The organism is Streptomyces sp. V4I8, assembly GCF_041261225.1.
Taxonomy (GTDB): domain Bacteria; phylum Actinomycetota; class Actinomycetes; order Streptomycetales; family Streptomycetaceae; genus Streptomyces.
This window is the reverse complement of record NZ_JBGCCN010000001.1, coordinates 9,281,374-9,295,600: the sequence shown is the minus strand read 5'-3', so window position 1 is coordinate 9,295,600 and position 14,227 is coordinate 9,281,374. Positions and strand designations below refer to the sequence as shown.

Sequence of the window (14,227 nt, the reverse complement as noted above, 5' to 3'; positions counted from 1 at the left end):
GCCAAGGCCTGCCTGCCCACGCACACACGCACGCACGCAGCTCACGTCGTTCCCTCGCACCACGCCCCTTCAGTCCTGCGCGGAAAGGAAGCGTCACGTGCAGCACCACGACTCACCCCGCCCCCTCCCCCTCCCGTCCGAGCCCTGGACCCGCAAGTCCTTCCTTCGGGGAATGGCCGCCGTCGGCGCCGCCCCGCTGTTGCCCGCCGCCCTCCCCTCGGCCGCGCGGGCCGCGTCGGACCGGCCCGACTTCCCGCTGGTCCGGGGCGGCACCGCCGTAGAGCTGTACGTCGACGCGGCAGACGACCCCGCCGTGATCCGCGCGGCCGGCGATCTCCAGGCGGACATCGAGCGGGTCAGCGGGGTCCGGCCGGTGCTGCGGCACACGCTGCCGGAGACAGCGGCGGGCCTGGTGCTCGTGGGCACGCTGGGTGCCGGCCCGGTCGTCGACCGGCTCGTCGCCCAGCGGCGCCTGGACGTCTCCCGGGTCAAGGGGCGCTGGGAGGCGTCCGTGACGCAGGTCGTGGACCGTCCGCTGCCCGGCATCGAGCGGGCGCTGGTGATCGCCGGCAGCGACCGGCGCGGCACGGTCTACGGCATCTACGACACCTCGGAGCGCATCGGGGTCTCCCCCTGGTACTGGTGGGCCGACGTCCCGGTGGCCCGCCGCGACACCGTGACGGTGCCCGCGGGCCCGCTCAAGCGGTACGAGCCGTCGGTGCGTTACCGAGGCGTCTTCATCAACGACGAGCAGAACCTGACCACTTGGTCGCACCGCACCCAGGAGCCGGCCAAGAACATCGGCCCCGAGACCTACAAACGCGTCTTCGAACTGCTGCTCCGCCTGAAGGCCAACTACCTGTGGCCGGCGATGCATCCGTACTCCGATTTCTTCAACAAGCACCGCGAGAACCCCGAACTGGCCGACCGCTACGGCATCATCGTCGGCTCCAGCCACCCCGAGGCCCTGCTGCGCAACGGCGTGCACGAGTGGGAGCCGTGGGCCAAGGAGCACCCCGGCGCGGACGGCACCCTGCCCGTGTACGACTACACCGTGAACCCCGCCGTCATCTCCGACTACTGGAGAGCCCGGGCGAAACAGAACGCGTCGTACGAGAGCAGCTGGACGATCGGCATGCGCGGACTGCACGACAGCGCGCTGGAGACGAAGTACGCCACCACCGTCCCGGAGAAGGTCGCGGTGATGAACGACATCATCGCGGACCAGCGCCGGATCCTGGCCGAGGAGGTCGGTACGGCGGCCGAGCCGCAGATCTTCATCCCGTACAAGGAGGTCCTGGAGCTGTACAACGCGGGCGTCCAGGTCCCCGACGACGTCACGCTGATCTGGCCGGACGACAACCACGGCAACATGCGCCAGCTGCCGAACGACGCCGAGCGGGGCCGGGCCGGCGGCAACGGCATCTACTACCACCTGTCCTACTGGGGCCGCCCGAAGAGCTATCTGTGGCTGGACACCGCCCAACTCGCCAAGGTCTGGCAGGAGTTGCGGCGGGCGTACGAGCACGGCGTCGACCGGATGTGGATCTTCAACGTCGGCGACGTCAAGTCGATCGAGACCGGCCTGTCGTTCAGCATGGACATGGCCTGGGACGTGGACCGGTGGGGCGCCGACGACGTCGGCGACTTCCTGGCCGAGTGGTCGGGGCGGCAGTTCGGCCGGCGGTACGGCCGGGAGATCGCCGCCATCCGTACCGAGTACTACCGGCTCGCGGCGGAGCGGCGCCCGGAGTTCATCGACCCGAGGTTGGTCTCCGTCATCCACCACGGCGACGAGGCGGGCCGCCGCATGGCCGCGTACGAGGAGCTCCTCGCGCGGGTGCGGGCGGTGGGGGCCAAGGTGCCCGAGCAGTACCGGGACGCCTTCTTCGAGCTGGTCGAATACCCGGTGCACGGCGCGTACTTGATGAACCTGAAGTACTACTGGGCGGACCGCAACGCGCTCGCGGTCCGGCAGGGTCGCGGGGCCGGCACCAACCGCTTCGCCGACCTGGCCGAGGCCGCCCACGCCGAGGAGGCGGCGCTCACCAAGCAGTACAACACCGAGGTGGCGGGCGGGAAGTGGGACGGGATCGTCAACCCGTACCCCTCGCAGATCCCGAAGGCTCCGGGCCGCCCGGCGGTCACCCGGATCGCCCGGCGGGAGACCTCGGGGCTGGGCGTGGCGGCCGAGGGGAACGAGACCGGGGCGGCCCGTCCGCTGTCCTTCTCCTCCTACACCCGGGACCGACGCTTCCTCGACGTCTTCAACACCGGTTTCCTGCCGCTCGACTGGTCGGCCGAGGCGAGCCACCCCTGGGTGCTGCTGAGCTCGGCGGGAGGCTCTCTCACCGAGCAGACGCGGGTGTGGGTGGAGATCGACTGGGCGCGGATGCCCGAGGGGGCGTACGACGACGCCACGGTGGCCGTCAGTGCGGCCGGGCAGCGGTTCGAGGTGCCGTTGCGGGTGGTCAACGACGGTGAGCGGGCGCGACGCCGGGCCCGTGGGTTCGTGGCGGCCCACGGGTACGTCTCGATCGACGCCGTGCACACCGAGCGCCGGGTGGCGCGCGGCGGGGCCCGCTGGCGGGAGGTGCGCGGGCTGGGCCGCCGTACGGCGGCGCTGGAGGCGGTGCCGTCGACGGCGGCCCCGGTGACGGCCGACTTCGCCACCAGGGCGCCGGAGTTGAGGTACCGGGTGCGCTTCGACGGCGCCGGTACCTTCCCGGTCACCGTCTTCCGGCTGCCGTCCCTCGACGAGCGCGGCCACCGCCGGCTGGCCGTGGCGCTCGACGACGGGCCGGCCACCGTCCTCGCGGGCCAGTCCGTCGCCACCGGCAACCGGGGCGACGCCTGGGCCCGCAACGTGGAGGACGGGGTCGAGAAACTGACCGCCAGGGTGACGGTGGACGAGCCCGGTCAGCATGTCCTGCGGATCTTCATGGTCGACCCGGGCATCGCCGTGGACCAGATCGTCATCGACACCGGCGGGCTGCCCGTCAGCTATCTGGCGCCGCCGGAGAGCTACCACGCGGAGTTCAATGCCGATCCGGACCGGGCTGCGGGGTTCCGGCCCTACTGAATGGTCCAGCCGACGCTGCCGACGCCCGAGCTGTAGACCGCGCAGACGCCGGAGGACTCGCCGTACTGGCCCGGCGCCAGCGTCACCCACTGGCCGGAGACGTCGGGTGCCCAGCCGCAGACGATCTCGGCGCGGAAGGTGACGGTGCGGTCGGTGTTGTTCTCGCAGCCCGCGATGCCGTGGTCCGGGTTGTTGTTGTGCACCCAGCCGTCACAGTCGACCGTGCCCGCCATGGTCGCGACGTCACCGGACGCCGCGGCCTGTGCGGGTGCGGCCAGGCCGCCGACGGTGAACGCCAGGGCCGAGAGGGTGGTGGCCAGACCGGCCGCGACGATGCTCTTCCTGCGGTTCATGTGTGCTCCCCGTGCGGTGGTGGTCCCGTTCGGACCTGCTGCTCTCAGTCAAGGACAGCGGCGCCAGTACGGGAACCTCAGACCTACGAGGGTGTCGTTCGGGTTCGTTCACCCGTCCGGCGTATCGGGCGGCTCCGGGGCGTTCCAGTCGTACGGTCCGCCGCCGCGCCACTCGATCAGCTCGGGGTCGTCGACGGCCCGGTCCTCGCCGGGCAGACCCGCGCGGTGCACCAGGTCCAGCACGTCGAACAGGCTGTACGCGGTGCCCGTCGGCTCGCCGCGGATCGTCACCTGACGCCCGCCGTCCGACGCCGGCGGCTGCACCACCACGGGGGGACGCGTGCTCATGCCACCACCATGCGCTACGCGCGGCCGGAACGCAGCCCGGCGTACCGGCCGGACCGGCCCGGGGAGGGCTCTCAGCGCTGGTAGAGCCCGACGAGGGTTCCGCTGGCCAGCTGCTGGCGGTCCAGAACCCTGTGGGCTTCGACGGCCGTGGGCGCCTCCGGGATGGAGACGGGGCCCGGGAGGGCGTACAGGCGGAAGAAGTACCGGTGCGCGTCGTCGCCGACCGGGGGCAGCGGGCCGCCCCACCCCGCTTCCCCGAAGCCGTTGGTGTGCGGGTGGCTGCCCGGGGTCGTCCGGCCGGCCGGCAGCCCCTCCGCCTGCGGATCGATGCCGGTGAGCAGCCAGTGGACGAACGTCCCCGACGGTGCGTCCGGGTCCTCGCACAGCAGGGCCAGCTCCACCGCCTCGTCGGGCACTCCGGACCAGGCCAGGGGCGGGGAGAGGTTCTCGCCCTCCCAGGCGTGGCGGCGCGGGATCATCTCGTGATCGTGGAACGCGGAGCTCTTGAGTTCGATGTCGCTCATGCGCGCCGCAGTACCCACCCGAAGGCGGGCCACACGCGAGGCCGGACCCGCCGTGCGGAAGCCGGGGCCGGCGACGGCCGCGCCTCGTTTCGCCCCGCACCCGCCGGGAACTCGGCGCCTGCGCCGATCGTCGAGGCGGGGTCGAGGGAGGGAAGCACCATGGCATTCCGCGACCGTACGCACGCCGGACAGGAGCTCGCCCTGCGGCTGGTCGAGTGGGCCGACGCCGGTGACCTGACCAATCTGCTCGTGCTGGCCCTGCCGCCCGGGGGCGTGCCCGTCGCCGCGGAGGTGGCCCGCGCTCTGCACGCCCCGCTGGACGTCCTGGTGGCCCGCGAGATCAGCACGCCGATCCGGCCGGAGACGGCGATCGGAGCGATCGTCGCCGACGATCCGCCGCTGTACGACCGGCAGAGCCTGGTCATGATGCATCTGTCAGAGGACCGGCTCGGCGATGTCGTCGCCCGCGAACGCAACGAGCTGCACCGCCACGAGCGGGTCTACCGCGGCCACCGCGCCCTCCCGTCCATCATCGGCCGCACGATCGTCCTCGTCGACGACGGCCTGGCCGTGGGCCTCACCACCACGGCGGCCCTGCGCTTCCTGCGCCGCCACGGCCCGGCGCGACTCATCCTGGCGGTCCCCGTCGGCAGCCCCCGGACGGCAGCCGCGATCCGCCCCGAGTGCGACGACCTCCTGTGCCTGGAACAGCCGCCCTCCCTCCACGCGGTCGGTGAGTGGTACGAGGACTTCGGCCGGCTCTCCGAGGCGCGGGCCGCGGAGACCCTGCAGGCGTTCCACGCCACGGCCTGACCTGCGCCGTGGCAGGGTGGCATGGCCATAGAGGTGCGCCCTGCCGCTGTCTTCGAGGACGTCCGTGCGCTGGTCGGCCCGAAGTCGCCCGGGGCGAACGTCTGTTGGTGCCTGAGCTATCGGATCCCGTCCAAGCTGAACAACGAACTCCGGGGTCCGGCCCGCGGGGAGTACGTCGCCGGACTGTGCCGTGCCGATCCCCCTCCGGGAGTGCTCGCCTACGACGGCGACGAGCCGGTGGGCTGGGCGGCCGTGGCGCCGCGCTCGGCCACGTCCTTCGCACGCAACCGCAAGATCCCGCACGTCGACGACCTGCCGGTGTGGTCCCTGTGGTGCATCCGCGTCCGCCCCGGCCACCGGAAGCAGGGGATCACGCACGCCCTCATCGCGGGCGCGGTCGAGTTCGCCCGCGAGAGGGGTGCTCCGATGGTCGAGGCATACCCCCTCGACAACGGTGACGCCCGGGTCGACCTGACGATGGCCTACGCCGGGCTCCGCAAGAACTTCGAACGGGCGGGTTTCGTCCACGCCGCCGACACGACGTCGGTACTGGCCGGCCATCCCCGGATCCTGATGCGCCTCGACCTGCGCTGACGGGTGCCCCGGTGCCGGGCTCAGTGCACCGAGAACCCGCCGTCCACGAAGACCGACTGCCCGGTGACGTACGCGGAGGCGCCGCTCGCGAGGAACACCGCCGCTCCGGCGAAGTCCTCGGCCAGCCCGTTGCGCCCCACCATCGTGCAGGCGGCGAGGGCCGCCACCTTCTCGGGGTCGGACGACAGGCGTGAGTTGAGGGGCGTCATGACGAAGCCCGGCACGAGCGTGTTGCAGGTGACGCCGTACGGCGACCAGGCCTCGGCCTGTGAGCGGGCCAGCGACTCCAGCGCGCCCTTGGAGACGCCGTAGGCGCCGCTCTGGACGAACGCCCGGTGCGCCTGCTGGGAGGTGATGTGGATGATCCGCCCGAAGCCCCGCTCGGCCATGCCGGGCCCGAAGCGCTGCCCCAGCAGATGGGGCGCCTCCAGGTTCACGGCCATCGTGGTGTCCCAGACGTCCTCGCCCAGCTCGCCGATCGGCGGCCGCAGGTTGATCCCGGCACAGTTGACGAGGATGTCGGGCTCACCGAACGCCTTGGCCGCCCCCTCGGCCGCGGCCCGCACGCCGTCGCGCGTGCTCAGGTCGGCGCTCACCCAGGCCGCCCGGCAGCCCTGGTCCTCCAGGTCGCCGACCGTCGCGGCCAGCTCCGCCTCCCTGCGGGCCACGACCACGACGCTCGCGCCCGCGCGGGCGAGGGCCTCGGCGATGGCCCGGCCGATGCCGGAGCTGCCGCCGGTCACCACGGCGACCCGGCCTTCCAGCGAGAACAGTTCGGAGAGGTATGCCTGCGATGTCATGTCCGCACCCTAGGGCCTGTCGTCAGTGCGGCGGTGACACGGGTTCCCGTGGTTCCAGGCGCAGGTGGGCGCCCTGCCGGACCAGTGCGCGTTGGACGAGGTGGTAGGGCACCTCGCGGGGACTGCGGCCGAGGCGGACGGCCAGCGCGGCGCAGACGCCCGCCGCCTGGCCCGTCGCCATCGAGATGGGCATGACGCGATAGGACGAGTGCGCGACGTGCGAGCCGGAGATGCAGCGCCCGGCGACGAGCAGACGGTCCGCGTCCCTGGGCAGCAGACAGCGCATGGGGATGTCGTAGAAGTGCCCGCGCGGGACGCGTTTGAGGACGGTGCCGCTGCCCCGGGGGTTGTGGATGTCGACCGGGTAGGCGCCGTGCGCGACGGCGTCCGGGAAGGAGCGCGCGGCGAGGATGTCATGGCCGGTCAGGTGGTAGTCGCCGAGAATGCGGCGCGTCTCCCGTACGCCGATCTGGACGCCGCTCTGTGCCACGTACGACTTCTTGAACCCCGGCACGCGGCGGCGCAGGAAGCGGTCGATCTGGTCCATCTGGCGGCGTGCGACGTACTCGGCGCGGCTGAGGTCCCACACGTCGGTGCCGAGTGCGCGGGTGACCCGGGTGCTGTTGACGCTGACCTCGTGGGGGTGCGGGGTGCTGAAGAGCAGGATGTCCTCGCGGGGCAGGCGCAGTTCGCCCGCCTCGGTGGCCTCCCGCACCAGGTCCCACAGTCCGTGGACGCCCCGCCACTGGTCGGGGTGCTCGCCGACGTACTCGGAGAAGTGCGGCTGGAGGAAGTCGACGACGCGGAACATCAGCGTCATCGGCTGCACCAGGCCGTCCTCCGGCCGTCCGATCTCGTACGGTGCCCCCGCGGCGGCGGCGATGTCGCCGTCCCCGGTGCCGTCGACGACGACTCCGGCGTCGATCACCACCGGCCCCGACTTGGTCTCGAAGACCACCCGCCAGCCGTCGTCGAGGGGCAGCGCTGCGGAGGCGAAGGAGTGGAACAGCATCCGCACACCCGCCTCGTCGAGCAGGTCGAGGAGGACGAGCTTGTAGAGCTCGGGGTCGAACGGCACGGTGTAGCCGGTGTCGGGGGACGGCGGGATACAGCCGCCGCGCGCGGTGAGCCGGTCCAGCAGGAGCCACAGGAATCCGGCCACCACGGGGTCGCCCTCGCCGTGGTCGGTGGGCAGCAGCCGCCCGTCCTTTCCGCTCTCGTTGAAGACGGCCTGTTTCTGCTCGTTGTGGAACGACATCAGCGGCATCACCAGCGCCACGGTGGCGTTGCCGCCGAGGAAGCCGTAACGCTCCACGAGCACGACGTCGGCTCCGGCGTCGGCCGCCGCGTAGGCCGCGGCGGTGCCGGCCGGGCCGCCACCGACGACCAGGACGTCGGTGCGGCCGCCGTGGCGGGCGGCACGCGGGGGCAGGGTGACGGTCGTGGCAGGGCGAGGTGGTTCCAGGATCGGCATCGCTTCTCCCGTCGACTGGGTCCGGTTGCCTCAGGTCGGCCGTCCGGGAGCCCGGCTGAGGATCAGGTTCGCGTCCTCCGCGCGCCGGGCGTCGCGCCGGTCCCCGCCGTCGATGGCGTCCAGGAGGGCTCCGCAGCGGGCGCAGGTCTCGCGGGCCAGGGCTCGCAGCCCCTCGACCCGGGTGTTCAGGTCCGCCTGCCGCCGCGGGAACTCGTCCCAGAGCCGGTCCACCTCCGCGAGCAGGAGACCGGCCTGCTCGCGTGCCACACCGACCAGCTCGGGCGCCCCCGTACGGCGGGCGAAGTCGAAGACCTTGCCGGAGTACGGCAGCGGCAGCACGGGCAGGCCGGCGAGCGCGGCGAAGATCACGACGTGCAGGCGCATGCCGACGACCATGTCCAGATGGCTCATGAAGCCGAGGATCTCGCCGGGGCTGTAGGAATTGTGCAGGATGCGGCCCAGGTCCGGGGCGCTCATCCGGGACAGCACGCCGTGGGCGTGCCGGACGTCCTGGCGTTCCATCGGTACGAAGACGACGTGCGCTTCCAGGCGCCGGGCGAGGAAGTCCGCCACCTCGGCGAGCAGGGCGTGGTAGTCGTCCTCGTCGAGTTTCTCCGCCGCCCGGCCGGGCTCGCGTACGGACATCCCGATGAGCCGGGCGCCGAGGGGGAGCCCCTCGTGCCGCATCATCCGCTCGGTGAAGGGCTCCGGCGTGAGCAGCAGCGCCGGGTCGGCGGTGACGGTCAGCTCGGCCTCGACGCCGACCTCCTCCAGGACGAGGCGGGACTCCTCGTCGCGGACGACGACCTCGGTCATCCCGGGCAGCACGGTGCGTGCGGCGTCGCGGTCGTCCGGCTCGCGCAGCGGCCCGGCTCCGACCGCGTAGGCGAAGGTGGGGACACCGCGCTCGTGAGCCGCCTTCACCAGCCGGAGATAGCGGCGGGCCTCACCGTCGTAGAGGATTCCGCCGCCGCCCAGCACCAGCAGGTCCAGTCCGGCGAGGGCGTCGAGGACGGGTCTCTGCGGGACGCCCTCCCAGTCGACCACCTCGTCGGCCTCCGGCTGATGGCCGCGAGTGTGGCCGGCGTTCCGGCTGAAGACGACGAGCCGGGCATGCGGCCGATGGGCGCGCAGGCAGCCCAGCACACACTTCAGGATCGCTTCGTCGCCGATGTTGCGTCCGCCGTAGGAGCCGAGCAGGCCGATCCGCAGATCCGACGGGGCGGGTGGCAGGGGCGGGTTGATCGTCATCCGGAACTCCCGTTCGCAGGAGACGGGCGGGCCCGCGGGGGGGGTCTTCTGAGATGGCGGCGCGCCGTCGTGGGGGACGGCGGTGCGCCGTCGTGGCGTCCGGCCCGGCTACCCGGGCCTTACGGAGGAAATCTCACCTCGGACCAGTATGGGCGCTCGCGCGGCGCCCGTCCTTTCCGCCGCCTTCGTGTGAGCCTGCCGGGTGCGGGCACTCGAAGGCCGCGGCGGGTCCGTCCGGGCCGCCGCCCTGTTCTGGAGGTGGAGACCATGGGTCATGGTGGGAACGTCATCGACGAGCTGGTGACCGATCACCGCGAGGTGGAGGAGATGTTCGGCCGGATCGAGGCGCTTCCGTACGGCGACAAGGACCGCAAGATGGTCGCCGACCAGGTCACGATGGAGCTGGTGCGGCACTCGGTGGCCGAGGAGATGTACCTGTACCCGGCCGTGCGGGAACATGTGGCGGGCGGGGACGCCATCGCCGACCGGGAGATCGACGACCACTCCAAGGCCGAGCAGATCATGAAGGACCTCGAGGGGTGCGACGCCGACGATCCCGAGTTCGACCGGCTCATCGGGATGCTGATGACGGAGGTCCGCTCGCACATCGCCGACGAGGAGCAGAACCTCTTCCCCAATCTGCGCGCGGCCTGTCCGCCGGAGGCGCTCGACACCCTGGGCGACAAGGTGCGCCAGGCGAAGAAGCTGGCGCCGACCCGCCCCCACCCGTCCGCCCCGGACAAGCCGCCGGCCAACAAGCTGCTGGCTCCGGGCGCCGGCCTGGTCGACCGGCTGCGGGACGCGCTGACGGGACGCGGCAAGAAGGACTGACCCGGCCTACGTCCCCCGGGCGCTGGGCGTCTGGGCGTCTGGGCGTCTGGGCGTCTGGGCGTCTGGGCGTCTGGGCGTCTGGGGTCAGGCGATCAGTGCCCGGCCCGGGTCGAGGCGTTCGTGGAGGGCGGGGCGGTGCAGGCCGGCCACGGGGGCGAGGAGGTCCGGGTGGCGCAGCAGGGCCGCTGCCTGACGGTCCCGTATGTCCGGGGACACCAGGCGGCGGAACTCGACCGGCAGACCGGTCGCGTGGCCGCCCTCGGCGATCGCCCCGACCGCCAGCCGGGCCAGCGCGCCGTCGGTGAGCAGACAGGCCGCCCAGCTCGCCACGACCTCGTCCACCCAGGAGCGCCAGGCGAGGTCGTCCGTCGCCTCGTGCCCGGTCGCGTCCGCGCCGGTGATCCAGTCCAGCGCGGCCGAGCCGCCGGGTCCGGCCATGCCGACCAGGGCGGCGTCGGTCGGTGTCGGGTAGCGCAGCCACGCCGCGACGGTGACGGCCTGCCGGGCCTGCACCTCGCCCAGGGCAGCGGCGAGCGCGCCGCCGGACGCGGGGTAGGAACGCGTCAGCCATTGGGTGGTCGCCGCGATGAGCGGGGAGAGATCTGCGAGCACTGCTGGGCCGTCCGAGGTACTGGCGGGAGCGGGAATCAAGGTGAATCCCCCAAACGGTAGCCCGGGACCCCGGGCGGCCGACATGCCTGCGGCCTCGTGAACGGCGTGGCCTCGCCCACACCTTTCGGGACGGCGTTCAGCCCGCCAGGTGGTAGACGTGGAACGCCCGGCCGATGACGGGCTGGGCGACGTTGCGGACCTTCACGCCCCCACTGGTCATGCCGTGCTCCGTGCCGAGGTGCGCGTGTCCGTGCACCGCGAGATCGGCGCCCGCGGTGTCGATCGCCTCGGCCAGCAGATAGCTGCCGAGGAAGGGGTAGATCTCGGGAGGCTCACCGGCCAGGGTGTCCGGCACCGGGGAGAAGTGGGTGAGGGCGACGCGTACGTCGCAGTCCTGCTCCTGAAGCTCCTCCAGGGAGGCCCGCAGGGTGTCGGCGCGGTGCCGTGAGTACCGGACGAACTCCTTCATGATCGGCTCACCGAACTCGCCGGCGCACCGGCCCACGAATCCGCCGCCGAACCCCTTGGTACCGGCCACGCCGATGCGCGCCCCGCCGTTGTCCACGACGGTGGCCTGCCCTTCCAGGACCCGCGCGCCCGCGTCCTGGAGCACGGCGGCGACCTCGTCGGCGCAGTCGGCGTGATGGTCGTGGTTGCCCAGGACGGCGACCACGGGGACCGCGAGGTCCTTGATCTCCCGGGCGACGACCTGGGCCTCCTCGGGGGTGCCGTGCCGGGTGAGGTCCCCGGCGAGCAGCAGGATGTCGGCCCTCTCGTGCAGGGTCTCGAACGAGGGACGGAGCACGCCCTGGCTCTCGGGGCCCATGTGGATGTCCCCGACGGCCGCGATCCGGATCATTCGACCTCCTCGGCATGGTCGGGCGCGGCGTTGTCCGCGACCACGATGTCGCAGTGGACCGGATGTCCCAGCAGCTCCGCGCGGGCGGCGCGCAGGACGTCGTCGCGGCACTGGGCGGACGGAACGGTGCCGGTCAGCAGGATCGCCTCGCCGCGGATCTCGATGCGCACCCCCAGCTCGCCGAGGTGCCCGGCGGCCAGGTGGTCGGTCAGATGGGCCACGAGGTAGTCCAGGTTCTGCGCACCGCCCGTGCCCGGGGCGGGCCGGGTGCCGGGGCCGCTCATCGGTGCTCCTCCCGTGGGGCGATCACGTTCAGGCGCTCCAGGAGGAAGAAGAACGCGGCGGGCATCGCCTCGTCCCCGCAGGAGCCGCGTACGTCCTCCCAGTCGACTTTCTCGCGCAGGGCGCGGGCCGCGGCGAGTACCGGCCCGAAGTCGCAGTAGTGCTCCGAGAACGCCAGGATCAGCCCTCGCATGAGATCGGTCGGCGCCAGTACGGGCATGAGCACCGAGTCGACCGGGATCTCCTGCGCCCGGGCCAGGATGTCCGTGGTGACCGGGCGGTGGGCCATCTCGAAGAGGAGGTCGACCTCCTGGCCGAAGCACGTGGTCTTCAGCAGCCAGTCCTCCGGCGGCGTGCGGACCGTGAGGCCCGCCTCGGCCAGCGTGTCCGCCACCGCCTCGGCGTCGGAGCGGCGCACGCAGAAGTCGGCGTCGTGCTGGAGGTGACCGCTCCCGCCATGGGCGTACACGGCCACGCTTCCGGCCAGGGCGAAGGTGTGCCCCTTGCGTTTCAGCAGCGCGCCGATCTGTTTGGCCGCCTCGAGGATCGCCTGGCTGCGGTCCCGGGGCAGTTCCTGGGTGGTCAGCCGGCCCGGTTCCCTCGCGGTCGGCTCGACCGGGCTGTCCCCGACCGGGCGCAGCTCGGGGAGCCCAGGTCGCATGGCGGGCGTCGCGCTCTCCTGGTTCTGCGTCATCACGACTCCGTTCGCCGCACGGAGATCCGGTGCGAGCCCGGGGCGGGCTCGGCAGAGGCACCGAGTACCCGGCGCTCCGGTTTCGACTCCGCTGCGGTTAGGCGCGCCCCGAAGGGGCGCGGGGCCGTATCGATATGCGGCTCCGCCGCGTGGGCGGGACAAGCCACGACGGCGCTGCAGACGAACGACGAGTGTCGCGGCCCACCCAGCGGAGCGCCTAGGGGATGTTTCGAAAGTCCCGTGCGGTGCCCGCGGTGTCCGGTGCGTGCCCTGGGGGTCCCCCCGGCCGAAGGCTGGGGGAGTGCCGGACGAAGGCCCTCGTACTGGACGTACTTGGGCCTTTGGTCGGTGCGGCGAGGGTGCGTGCCGGGCGCCGCGGGCGCTGTGCGGGACTTTCGAAACGCCCCCTAGGCCGCGGTGTAGCCGAGCTGGCGCCTCATGTAGGGGGTCATGAGGGTCTTGGCCTTGGCGAGGGTGGTGGTGCGGCCGCCGAGGACCGCCGTCTCGCCGCCGGGCACCGGCAGCATCGTCACCCCGTCGGCGGCGCCGAACGGGACGATGAGGGGGGTGCGGTGGATCGGCCGGTAGAAGCGCGGCTCCTTGCGGTGCTTGCCGGCGCTGTTCAGATAGGCGCGGATGTTGTGGGCGGCCAGGTCGGCCTGGGCGAGCGCGGCCGGGGTGACCTTGACCTCGGTGGCGTCGTTGACGTCGCCGACCGCGAAGACGTCCAGCCACCCCTGGACGCGCAGTGCCTGGTCGACCTTCACGTGTCCCGTTCCGTTCAGCCAGTCCCCGTGTCCGGCCAGCCGCAGCCAGAGCGTGTTGGGGGTGGTGCCGGTCGCCCAGAAGGAGCGGTCGGCCTCGATGACGTTGCCGTGGGCGTCGCGATAGGTGCCGAAGTCGTTGCCGGGGGACATGAAGGCGTCCAGCCGCACGTCCACGCCATGCGACTCCAGCCAGGTCCGCGCCTTGCGCCCGGCCCGCGCGCTGCCCGTGGCGTGCAGCAGTTCGGGCCCGGAGTGGGCGAGCGTGACCCGGGTTTCCGGCCGGGCGAGGCGGATCTCGGCGCTGAGCTCGACGCCGGAGGGGCCGCCGCCGACGACCAGGACGTGCTCGGCGGCGGCGATCTGCTGCTGGTGCGTGGCGAAGGACTTCGCCGCCTCCTCGGCGGTGGTGCCGGCGAAGCGGGCCGGTTCGGGGTAGTCGGCGCCGGTGGCGATCACCAGGACGTCGTAGGGGAGGCGCTCGCCCGTCGCGAGCTTCACCTGCCGCTCGGTGGTGTCGATGCGGACGGCCTTGCCCACGGCCACCCGGCCGTTGGTCAGCAGTCGGTCGTACGGGATGAAGGGGCTGTGCGACCACTCCGGGCGTACGCCGGCGCGCAGGGAGGCGATGCGGTGGAAGAAGACCTCCTTGCGGTCCACCAGCGTGACCCGTGCCGTCCCGTCCAGTCGCTTCGCCAGACGAACTCCGGCATAGCCGCCGCCGATCACCACTACGTCGCCGTCAAGCACGCCGAGTCTCCTGTGCTGGTGGGGGGAAGGAGGAGCGAGTGGCGCGGCGGGTGGGCCGCCTTTGGCCACTCCCCTGTCGGCGAGCCTATCGATTGAAACTTAAAAAATTGATGGGGCCCAGTGTGCGTTCTGTGAAAAGTGTGCCCTGTGAGGCACAGCCATGGTCAGACGAAAACGTCCAGGCCGTCCCGTGCGG

Annotated in this window: 15 protein-coding genes; 4 read left to right on the top strand and 11 right to left on the bottom strand. The window is 72.3% G+C overall.

Annotated elements, in window-relative coordinates; translation table 11 throughout:
• The first annotated feature begins 172 nt into the window (after nucleotides 1–172).
• The gene (locus ABIE67_RS42240; protein ID WP_370269468.1) at nucleotides 173–3,082 is read left to right on the top strand and encodes a glycosyl hydrolase 115 family protein; all 2,910 of its coding nucleotides are present in this window, start codon (nucleotides 173–175) and stop codon (nucleotides 3,080–3,082) included.
• Here ABIE67_RS42240 and ABIE67_RS42235 read toward each other — a convergent pair.
• From ABIE67_RS42235 to ABIE67_RS42225, 3 genes are all read right to left on the bottom strand, one after another.
• A complete protein-coding gene (locus tag ABIE67_RS42235) occupies nucleotides 3,076–3,435 on the bottom strand; it encodes a hypothetical protein (RefSeq protein WP_370266867.1) in 360 nt (119 codons plus the stop codon). The two genes, ABIE67_RS42240 and ABIE67_RS42235, sit on opposite strands and share 7 nt — an antisense overlap.
• 108 nt (nucleotides 3,436–3,543) lie before the next feature.
• Nucleotides 3,544–3,783 (bottom strand): hypothetical protein, encoded by a 240-nt coding sequence (locus tag ABIE67_RS42230; RefSeq protein ID WP_370266866.1) that lies wholly within the window; start codon nucleotides 3,781–3,783, stop codon nucleotides 3,544–3,546.
• A 71-nt stretch (nucleotides 3,784–3,854) separates the two neighbouring features.
• Nucleotides 3,855–4,307, bottom strand: a complete 453-nt coding sequence (locus ABIE67_RS42225) for a YbhB/YbcL family Raf kinase inhibitor-like protein (RefSeq protein ID WP_370266865.1) — start codon at nucleotides 4,305–4,307, stop codon at nucleotides 3,855–3,857.
• 159 nt (nucleotides 4,308–4,466) lie between these two features.
• Between ABIE67_RS42225 and ABIE67_RS42220 the strand changes: the two genes are divergently transcribed.
• Complete coding sequence (locus ABIE67_RS42220) at nucleotides 4,467–5,120, top strand: phosphoribosyltransferase (RefSeq protein ID WP_370266864.1); 654 nt, start codon at nucleotides 4,467–4,469, stop codon at nucleotides 5,118–5,120.
• Between the two features lie 21 nt (nucleotides 5,121–5,141).
• Nucleotides 5,142–5,714, top strand: coding sequence for a GNAT family N-acetyltransferase (locus tag ABIE67_RS42215; protein WP_370266863.1), 573 nt, complete (start codon nucleotides 5,142–5,144; stop codon nucleotides 5,712–5,714).
• A gap of 20 nt (nucleotides 5,715–5,734) precedes the next feature.
• Here the strand turns inward: ABIE67_RS42215 and ABIE67_RS42210 are convergent, their stop codons facing one another.
• The 3 genes from ABIE67_RS42210 to ABIE67_RS42200 are packed head-to-tail and all read right to left on the bottom strand — an operon-like array spanning nucleotide 5,735 to nucleotide 9,239.
• Nucleotides 5,735–6,514, bottom strand: coding sequence for an SDR family NAD(P)-dependent oxidoreductase (locus ABIE67_RS42210; protein WP_370266862.1), 780 nt, complete (start codon nucleotides 6,512–6,514; stop codon nucleotides 5,735–5,737).
• Between the two features lie 22 nt (nucleotides 6,515–6,536).
• Nucleotides 6,537–7,988: an FAD-dependent oxidoreductase gene (locus ABIE67_RS42205; RefSeq protein ID WP_370266861.1), complete on the bottom strand. Its 1,452-nt coding sequence runs from the start codon at nucleotides 7,986–7,988 to the stop codon at nucleotides 6,537–6,539.
• 30 nt (nucleotides 7,989–8,018) lie between these two features.
• Complete coding sequence (locus tag ABIE67_RS42200) at nucleotides 8,019–9,239, bottom strand: polysaccharide pyruvyl transferase family protein (RefSeq protein ID WP_370266860.1); 1,221 nt, start codon at nucleotides 9,237–9,239, stop codon at nucleotides 8,019–8,021.
• 267 nt (nucleotides 9,240–9,506) lie between these two features.
• Here ABIE67_RS42200 and ABIE67_RS42195 point away from each other — a divergent pair, with 267 nt between their 5' ends.
• On the top strand, nucleotides 9,507–10,070 hold the full coding sequence (locus ABIE67_RS42195; RefSeq protein WP_370266859.1) for a hemerythrin domain-containing protein: 564 nt from the start codon (nucleotides 9,507–9,509) through the stop codon (nucleotides 10,068–10,070).
• A gap of 84 nt (nucleotides 10,071–10,154) precedes the next feature.
• Here the strand turns inward: ABIE67_RS42195 and ABIE67_RS42190 are convergent, their stop codons facing one another.
• The 5 genes from ABIE67_RS42190 to ABIE67_RS42170 form a co-directional block, all read right to left on the bottom strand.
• A complete protein-coding gene (locus tag ABIE67_RS42190; RefSeq protein ID WP_370266858.1) occupies nucleotides 10,155–10,682 on the bottom strand; it encodes a hypothetical protein in 528 nt (175 codons plus the stop codon).
• A 136-nt stretch (nucleotides 10,683–10,818) separates the two neighbouring features.
• Entirely contained in the window at nucleotides 10,819–11,541 is a 723-nt protein-coding gene (locus tag ABIE67_RS42185) for a metallophosphoesterase (RefSeq protein WP_370266857.1), read from the bottom strand.
• On the bottom strand, nucleotides 11,538–11,825 hold the full coding sequence (locus ABIE67_RS42180) for a BON domain-containing protein (protein ID WP_370266856.1): 288 nt from the start codon (nucleotides 11,823–11,825) through the stop codon (nucleotides 11,538–11,540). The genes ABIE67_RS42185 and ABIE67_RS42180 overlap by 4 nt, the downstream gene beginning before the upstream one ends.
• Nucleotides 11,822–12,517, bottom strand: coding sequence for a hypothetical protein (locus ABIE67_RS42175; RefSeq protein WP_370266855.1), 696 nt, complete (start codon nucleotides 12,515–12,517; stop codon nucleotides 11,822–11,824). Before ABIE67_RS42175 ends, ABIE67_RS42180 begins: the two co-directional genes overlap by 4 nt.
• A 407-nt stretch (nucleotides 12,518–12,924) precedes the next feature.
• The gene (locus ABIE67_RS42170) at nucleotides 12,925–14,031 is read right to left on the bottom strand and encodes an NAD(P)/FAD-dependent oxidoreductase (protein ID WP_370266854.1); all 1,107 of its coding nucleotides are present in this window, start codon (nucleotides 14,029–14,031) and stop codon (nucleotides 12,925–12,927) included.
• Nucleotides 14,032–14,227 lie beyond the last annotated feature (196 nt).

Excerpts from the sequence above, each read along its gene's own strand:
- ABIE67_RS42240 (WP_370269468.1), top strand. The coding sequence starts at position 173 with ATGGCCGCCGTCGGCGCCGCCCCGCTGTTGCCCGCCGCCCTCCCCTCG.
- ABIE67_RS42235 (WP_370266867.1), bottom strand. The coding sequence starts at position 3,435 with ATGAACCGCAGGAAGAGCATCGTCGCGGCCGGTCTGGCCACCACCCTC.
- ABIE67_RS42230 (WP_370266866.1), bottom strand. The coding sequence starts at position 3,783 with ATGAGCACGCGTCCCCCCGTGGTGGTGCAGCCGCCGGCGTCGGACGGC.
- ABIE67_RS42225 (WP_370266865.1), bottom strand. The coding sequence starts at position 4,307 with ATGAGCGACATCGAACTCAAGAGCTCCGCGTTCCACGATCACGAGATG.
- ABIE67_RS42220 (WP_370266864.1), top strand. The coding sequence starts at position 4,467 with ATGGCATTCCGCGACCGTACGCACGCCGGACAGGAGCTCGCCCTGCGG.
- ABIE67_RS42215 (WP_370266863.1), top strand. The coding sequence starts at position 5,142 with ATGGCCATAGAGGTGCGCCCTGCCGCTGTCTTCGAGGACGTCCGTGCG.
- ABIE67_RS42210 (WP_370266862.1), bottom strand. The coding sequence starts at position 6,514 with ATGACATCGCAGGCATACCTCTCCGAACTGTTCTCGCTGGAAGGCCGG.
- ABIE67_RS42205 (WP_370266861.1), bottom strand. The coding sequence starts at position 7,988 with ATGCCGATCCTGGAACCACCTCGCCCTGCCACGACCGTCACCCTGCCC.
- ABIE67_RS42200 (WP_370266860.1), bottom strand. The coding sequence starts at position 9,239 with ATGACGATCAACCCGCCCCTGCCACCCGCCCCGTCGGATCTGCGGATC.
- ABIE67_RS42195 (WP_370266859.1), top strand. The coding sequence starts at position 9,507 with ATGGGTCATGGTGGGAACGTCATCGACGAGCTGGTGACCGATCACCGC.
- ABIE67_RS42185 (WP_370266857.1), bottom strand. The coding sequence starts at position 11,541 with ATGATCCGGATCGCGGCCGTCGGGGACATCCACATGGGCCCCGAGAGC.
- ABIE67_RS42180 (WP_370266856.1), bottom strand. The coding sequence starts at position 11,825 with ATGAGCGGCCCCGGCACCCGGCCCGCCCCGGGCACGGGCGGTGCGCAG.
- ABIE67_RS42175 (WP_370266855.1), bottom strand. The coding sequence starts at position 12,517 with ATGACGCAGAACCAGGAGAGCGCGACGCCCGCCATGCGACCTGGGCTC.